Below are 6,793 nucleotides of genomic sequence, written 5' to 3'. Positions count from 1 at the left end.
TGAAGTGCACGACAGTCAAGTTGCAAACGACCTAATAGAAGTGATTGAACAGGCAGAATATTTTATAGCTGATAAAGGATACGATTCGCAGAAAATCAGAGATAAAGCGATAGAACATGGCATGAGAGCGGTTATTCCTAGAAGAAAAAATACGAAACAACCTAACCCAGAGTTTGACAGTTACCTTTATAAATTACGCCATCTAGTTGAAAATATGTTCGCTCGATTAAAGCATTTTCGCAGTATAGCAACACGCTATGAAAAGCTAGCACGCAATTTTAAATCTATGCTTTACCTAGCTTGTACTATTATTCACTGTAGGTTAAATTGAGGACACGCCCTAGTGCAGGTGCTACCAGTGGTTTAGAAACAGCAAGCACAGCTACTGCGGTAAATGTAGATGCCAATAATAGGCAGCTTCATCCAGTTGAAGCAGAAATTATAGGGCTTTTAGCCAAAGACTATGCTCAGCAAAAAGGTATCAGTGAAGTTGAGGCAAGAAAGCGATTAACCAGAGGTGCCTTATATAATATAGACGCAGGATGGAAGCAATCAATAGACACGTATCTTAGTGATACACCAGAGAAAATTGCTCAATATCAAGAAGCCTATGCTTATATTAATGCTGTCAAGCCAACTGATATGAATGCTAATGATTGGTCTGGTAAGCTATACGATAAACTCTTGTCTCCAATAGAAAGTATACCTCAGCAACCCGAATACTCTCAAAAAGAGAAAGACTTAATACCAGTAGCATACTTTGAGAAAATAACTGTCACTGCCAAAACAGACCCTAAAAGTATTGATGAAATTTATTACTTAGATACTTCAAATAATAGCTTTACTGCTTTACCAGAGGACTTTAATAAACAAACTTTATTCATGAATAAAGCTTATGATGATGACGATACTGCTGAATTGTATAAGCAATCTGCTAAGATGAAATATGGAGAAGATATTGGACTAAAAGAAGCGGCTTTAACAACAGTAACCAATACAATGGTTATAAAGCCTTTGGGTGCAATATCAGGTATAGACAATGCTGTAGATAGTAATGTTGAGTTGGTTAAAAGGGAATGGAATAAATCAGGTTTAGAGCATTTCAATGATTTAGTTAATGTAAGTAAAGTGGTTGTCGGATCTGGTAAAGAAATCATAAGCAATCCCAAACAAACATTAGACAATGCACTAGATGGTGCAAAACAATTAAAAGAAGAAGCGACAACGGAATGGAATTATCGTAAGCTTAAAAACCAACAGGGTTTGCCTTTTGATACCAGCTATAAAGATGCACAAATGGTAGGGGAACTAGCTACTGATGCGGTAATGGTAGGTGGTGCTGGTAAAGCTGCTAAAGTAGGTAAAAAAGGGCTAGAGAATTTAGGAAGAAATCTTGATAACTTAACTCCTTCACCTGCTTATGCTACGACTTCAGGCACACCAGATATTCGTGGTGGTGCAACTGCAGTGACAGGTAAGCCAAAACCTGATAGTGGTATTGGTGCTGCTGAAACAGGTGGCGCTATATTAGCAGTTAGCAATGCTCCAGATGGGTCATACACCCGAGGCCCTGATGGCAGTATGACAGGTCCAAATAAAGGACGTTCAACCAGCACCGGCAAATTTGATAAAAACGGGGAAGAGATTTATCAGCGTGACAGTGGTGGTTATTATATCGTTGACGAAAACGGTATCCAACGATCTGTAAAGTCGCCTTATACAAATAATAGGAATATAACTCAAAAAGATAACAAGTATGATTGGATAGATAATGAGCGCCATCCAGACCCTAATGTAACCTCAGGCTTTGCGACAACCAAACCTACGCCATCAAGCAATCAGTACTTTAAAACCGAAGCAGAATGGCAAGCACCAGGGCGGGGCACAGGATTAAATTATAAAGTGTATCAGCAGGAGATTGATTTGAATGCGAGACCGTTTAAAGCTGACGGAGATATGCGGACTAATGCTCAATTAATGGCTAAAGGTGATGCACCTTATATATTAAAAAATGGACAATACGAACAAGTTCAATTACACCATTCACATCAGGATGGACGAGGGTCTCTATTTGAGGTATCTAAATCAACTCATTTAAATCATACTAATCAAGATGGAAGGCTTGCATTGCATCCCTACAAGGGTAAGCATCCAGATTATCCAGTGGAGCGAAATTTATTTAAGAAAGATAAAGAAACCTATTGGCAAGATCGTTTACATCAATTGCAAGGAGATTAATATGAGTTCATTTAATAAAATTGAGTTAATATTACAAAAGCAATCTTATCCTGTCATAGAAAAAAAAATAGAACGTAAGGCAGAGACTGAAGATATTCTACTTAAGTACGGTGTTAAAAAAGAAAGTGGATTTTTTAAACTTTATACAAAATATTTTTTAAGACATTTAGACTGTCATTGTGGTGCTGATGAAATTGTTGACCCATTACCACCACAAGGATTTTCAGTTAATTTTGCGCATGAAGTATGGCAAGTACCCAAAAACTACATTTTATTCAGTACTGGTGAGGGTGAAGGCGGATATCTCTATAATACCGAAGACGACAGTGTCTGGGATTTCAACTTGGGTGAGCAACAGCAACTGATTGACGGTACTTTACCACACTGGAATAGTTTTTATGAGTTTATGGAGTGGTACTTAGATACTTCCGAGGGTGAAAATTAAGCCAGTTTGACATGTCTTAACTCGAAAGCCTGACTGTATAAGTCGGGCTTTTTAGTTCATTGGCACCATTCACGCCAAGATGGTCGTGGTGATGCAACTGCAGTGACAGGTAAGCCAAAACCTGATAGTGGTATTGGTGCTGCTGAAACAGGTGGGGCGATATTAGCAGTTAGCGATGCTCCAGATGGGTCATACACCCGAGGCCCTGATGGCAGTATGACAGGTCCAAATAAAGGACGTTCAACCAGCACCGGCAAATTTGATAAAAACGGGGAAGAGATTTATCAGCGTGACAGTGGTGGTTATTATATCGTTGACGAAAACGGTATCCAACGATCTGTAAAGTCGCCTTACGAACGTCTAGAAGCCAACGATACAGGATATAACCGACCATATCTGCGTAAACAAACGATTGAAGCGATTGAAGCAAACTATACTAAATTGCCTAATGGAGATTATTATAATCCAGTTACAGATGTTACGATAAAAGGCCCGATTGATATCGGACATGCTTATGGTTGGGAGCACCGACGGCTTGAATTAGCAGCAAAAGAATTGAACATGACGCAAAAACAATTTAATGCGTATATCAACGCACACCCTGAGCATTTTAGATTAGAGAATATGTCTAGAAACCGTAGTCATTATGATGAAATGCCGGGTAAGGATCAAATCAATGACATAGTGTCAGAAATGAAAAATGATTTACAACAAGGAAAACTAGATAATGAGTAAAAAAGATGAGGATAAAGAACGAGTATTGAAACGTTTTCAAGAGCTTTATGATAGTGATCCTGATTTACGGGTAGTGGTTGCTAATGAAAAGGGAGATATTGAGAAATTAAAAAATATGTTCATAAAGGATAAAGAATTAGACATATTAGCTGTTACTGAAAAAGAAGAGTGGAACTGGTTACATCGTTCATTGATGCATATACCTAATGCTGAAAAATGGACAGGTACACCTTTATCAACAATTGAGTTTTATATTAAAAATAAAGTGCCTGTTAACGCTCAAGATAGTTATGGCATGACGCCACTTCACTATGCTATGAGAGGTAAAAATGCCGAAGCAGCCATTGCCTTACTTGAAGCGGGAGCAGACCCTAATATACCGAATCGTGATAATGTTATCCCTTTGGCAATGATAGGAGGAATGCCAGAACGACTTGATGTTTTAAAGCTTATGCTAGATAAAGGTGGTAATCCGAATTATGTTAATGCAAATAATGACATGAGTATCGTAAAAAGTCTAAAAAAACACGTAGGCAATGTAGATAAATTTAAGCCTGTCATAGAGCTATTAGAGAAGTATTCTTGAATTATTAGTGACCTTAACACACTCTTAGCATTTTAGATTAGAGAATATGTCTAGAAACCGTGGTCATTATGATGAAATGCCGGGTAAGGATATTCCTGATCAGTTAATTAAAGAAATGGAATCCTTCCTTAAAAATAACACGAACTAGGTAAATTAATTATGGATGAATATAGAAAGCTACGTCTGAATGTATTTAGTTTATTTTCGGATGGAAAGCTTGAAAAAGCTGCCAAGCTATTTAAAAAAAATGGCATGGATTATTTTGAAACATCGCCGACAGATAAATGGAATTGGCTACATCAGCTGTTAATGGGCTTTAATTCAGATACGCCGCCGAGAAAAACTATTGAATTTTTCATTCATAAAGGAGTGCCTGTTAACGCCCAAGACGTCTATGGCATGACGCCACTTCACTATGCTATGAGAGGTAAAAATGCCGAAGCAGCCATTGCCTTACTTGAAGCGGGAGCAGACCCTAATATACCTAATCGTGATAATGTTATCCCTTTGGCAATGATAGGAGGAATGCCTGAAAGGCTAGATGTTCTAAAACTGATGCTCGAAAAAGGAGGAAACCCAAACTATATTAATGCAAATAATGACATAAGTATCGTAAAAAGTCTGAAAAAACACGTAGGCAATGTAGATCAATTTAAGCCTGTCATTGAGCTATTAGAGAAGTATTCTTGAATTATTAGTGACCTTAACACACCTTTAGTATTTTAGATTAGAGAATATGTCAAGAAATCGTGGTCATTATGATGAAATGCCGAGAATTGATGATATTGACCAAATAAAGAAAGATATGCAAAATTTTTTAAATGAAGATTAAAAGATAATGAGCGCCATCCAGACCCTAATGTAACCTCAGGTTTTGCGACAATCAAACTTACGCCATCAAGTAACCAGTATTTTAAAACCGAAGCCCAATGGCAAGAACCAGGGCGGGGCACAGGATTAAATTATAAAGTGTATCAGCAGGAGATTGATTTGAATGCGAGACCTATTCAAGGAAGTACAACGACTAATGCAGAATTAATGCAATCAGGAAGAGCACCCTATGCATTAAAGGATGGGCAATATGAACAAATACAACTACACCATTCTCGTCAGGATGGTAGGGGTGCATTATATGAGTTATCTGAACCCGTACACATTAGGTCGACCAATACGAATGGTAATTTAGCTCTACATCCTTATGGAAGTTCTCAGCATCCAGATTATCCAGTAGAGCGAGATATTTTTGGTAAAGATAGAAATCAGTACTGGAAAGATAGACTAAAACAAATTCAAGGAGATTGAAATGAGCACTTTAAGTAAAATAGAAGGGTTATTGAAAAACCAAACTTTTCCTATAATGGAAAAAAATGTTGATCAGAAGTTTGAAACAGAAGAAATACTCTTAAAGCATGGTGTAAAAAAAGACAGTAGTTTTTTTAAATTGTCCACTAAATACTTTTTAAGATTATTAGATACCCGTGAAGGTAATGACGATATTGTTGACCCTCTACCAACTAGAAATTTTATTGATAGAAACACTTTTATACATAAAGTATGGAAAATTCCTAAAAAATATATACTAATTACGACAATCGAAGGCGAAGGCGGTTATCTTTACAACACAGAAGACGACAGTGTCTGGGATTTCAACTTGGGTGAGCAGCAACAACTGATTGACGGTACTTTACCACACTGGAATAGTTTTTATGAGTTTATGGAATGGTACTTAGATACTTCAGAGGGTGAAAATTAAGCCAGTTTGACATATCTTAACTCGCAAGCCTGACTGTATAAGTCGGGCTTTTGAGTTTTGAACACCATTCACGCCAAGATGGTAGGGGTGCATTATTTGAAACCTCAAAATCAACTCATTTAAATCATACTAATCAAGATGAAAGGCTTGCATTGCATCCCTATGGAAATGAAGGTCACCCTGATTATCTTGTAGAGCGAAATTTATTTAAGAAAGATAAAGAAACCTATTGGCAAGATCGTTTAAATCAGTTACAAGGTGAATAAAAATGAACTTACGGAAAATAGAGAAATTATTTTTTAAAGCAAAAGTTTCCTGTAATAGCAAAGAAACCAGAGTATGCTCAACAATCAGAAAAAATTTTACTATCACTTGGAGTCAAAAAGGATTCTGAGTTCTATGAGTTGTATTCAAAGTACTTTCTTACTGCGCTTAATAGTCGAAACGGAGCAAGTACTATAGTTGATGTATTAGATGGTTTTCCTACGATAATTTCTCAGGAACGTTGGGGCATCCATAAAAAATATATCTTATTCAGCACAGGTGAAGGCGAAGGCGGTTATTTATATAATACCGAAGACGACAGTGTCTGGGATTTCAACTTGGGTGAGCAACAGCAATTGATTGACGGTACTTTACCGCACTGGAATAGTTTTTATGAGTTTATGGAGTGGTACTTAGATACTTCAGAGAATGAAGATTGAGCTAGCTTGACATATTTTAATGCGAAAGCCTGACTATATAAGTTGGGCTTTTGAGTTTTGAACACCATTCACGCCAAGATGGTAGGGGTGCATTATTTGAAATATCTAAATCAACCCATTTAAATCATAATAATCAAGATGGAAGGCTTGCATTACACCCCTACAATGGTAAGCATCCTGAATATCCAAAAGTTGATAAACTGTATAACAAAGATCAAACACAATATTGGAAAGATAGACTTGAACCGCCCCGGGATTGTCGGAGACTCAATTTTCTGAGAGAATACGACAATGAAAACACGAAACTATACCCCTGAAATGAAAGAGCGAGC

At 37.2% G+C, this 6,793-nt stretch carries 11 protein-coding genes; all 11 read left to right on the top strand.

Annotation, left to right across the window (positions count from 1 at the left end):
- On the top strand, nt 1–331 hold a 331-nt coding region (locus tag G561_RS0112945; protein WP_028859232.1), incomplete at its 5' end, for an IS5 family transposase.
- Nucleotides 328–2,238 (top strand): HNH/ENDO VII family nuclease, encoded by a 1,911-nt coding sequence (locus tag G561_RS15065; protein WP_051584567.1) that lies wholly within the window; start codon nt 328–330, stop codon nt 2,236–2,238. The genes G561_RS0112945 and G561_RS15065, both read left to right, overlap by 4 nt.
- A gap of 1 nt (nt 2,239) precedes the next feature.
- Entirely contained in the window at nt 2,240–2,683 is a 444-nt protein-coding gene (locus G561_RS15060) for a hypothetical protein (RefSeq protein ID WP_051584566.1), read from the top strand.
- Between the two features lie 102 nt (nt 2,684–2,785).
- Nucleotides 2,786–3,418, top strand: a complete 633-nt coding sequence (locus G561_RS0112930) for a GH-E family nuclease (protein ID WP_028859924.1) — start codon at nt 2,786–2,788, stop codon at nt 3,416–3,418.
- The gene (locus tag G561_RS0112925; RefSeq protein WP_028859923.1) at nt 3,411–4,004 is read left to right on the top strand and encodes an ankyrin repeat domain-containing protein; all 594 of its coding nucleotides are present in this window, start codon (nt 3,411–3,413) and stop codon (nt 4,002–4,004) included. The genes G561_RS0112930 and G561_RS0112925 overlap by 8 nt, the downstream gene beginning before the upstream one ends.
- Before the next feature lie 159 nt (nt 4,005–4,163).
- Complete coding sequence (locus tag G561_RS0112920; protein ID WP_028859922.1) at nt 4,164–4,694, top strand: ankyrin repeat domain-containing protein; 531 nt, start codon at nt 4,164–4,166, stop codon at nt 4,692–4,694.
- Between the two features lie 300 nt (nt 4,695–4,994).
- Complete coding sequence (locus G561_RS15055; protein WP_147286698.1) at nt 4,995–5,306, top strand: HNH/ENDO VII family nuclease; 312 nt, start codon at nt 4,995–4,997, stop codon at nt 5,304–5,306.
- Between the two features lies 1 nt (nt 5,307).
- Nucleotides 5,308–5,757 carry a hypothetical protein gene (locus G561_RS15050; RefSeq protein WP_051584565.1) on the top strand — a complete coding sequence of 150 codons (450 nt, stop codon included), beginning with the start codon at nt 5,308–5,310 and terminating at the stop codon, nt 5,755–5,757.
- Between the two features lie 50 nt (nt 5,758–5,807).
- The gene (locus G561_RS14700) at nt 5,808–6,023 is read left to right on the top strand and encodes an HNH/ENDO VII family nuclease (RefSeq protein WP_051584564.1); all 216 of its coding nucleotides are present in this window, start codon (nt 5,808–5,810) and stop codon (nt 6,021–6,023) included.
- A gap of 138 nt (nt 6,024–6,161) precedes the next feature.
- Complete coding sequence (locus tag G561_RS0112900) at nt 6,162–6,461, top strand: hypothetical protein (RefSeq protein WP_028859920.1); 300 nt, start codon at nt 6,162–6,164, stop codon at nt 6,459–6,461.
- 50 nt (nt 6,462–6,511) lie between these two features.
- Nucleotides 6,512–6,778, top strand: a complete 267-nt coding sequence (locus tag G561_RS15765) for an HNH/ENDO VII family nuclease (RefSeq protein WP_115342954.1) — start codon at nt 6,512–6,514, stop codon at nt 6,776–6,778.
- Nucleotides 6,779–6,793 lie beyond the last annotated feature (15 nt).

The organism is Psychrobacter phenylpyruvicus DSM 7000 = NBRC 102152 (assembly GCF_000685805.1).
Lineage (GTDB): Bacteria > Pseudomonadota > Gammaproteobacteria > Pseudomonadales > Moraxellaceae > Psychrobacter > Psychrobacter phenylpyruvicus.
Note: the sequence above shows the minus strand (reverse complement) of the source record. Positions and strands in the feature narration are given on the sequence as shown.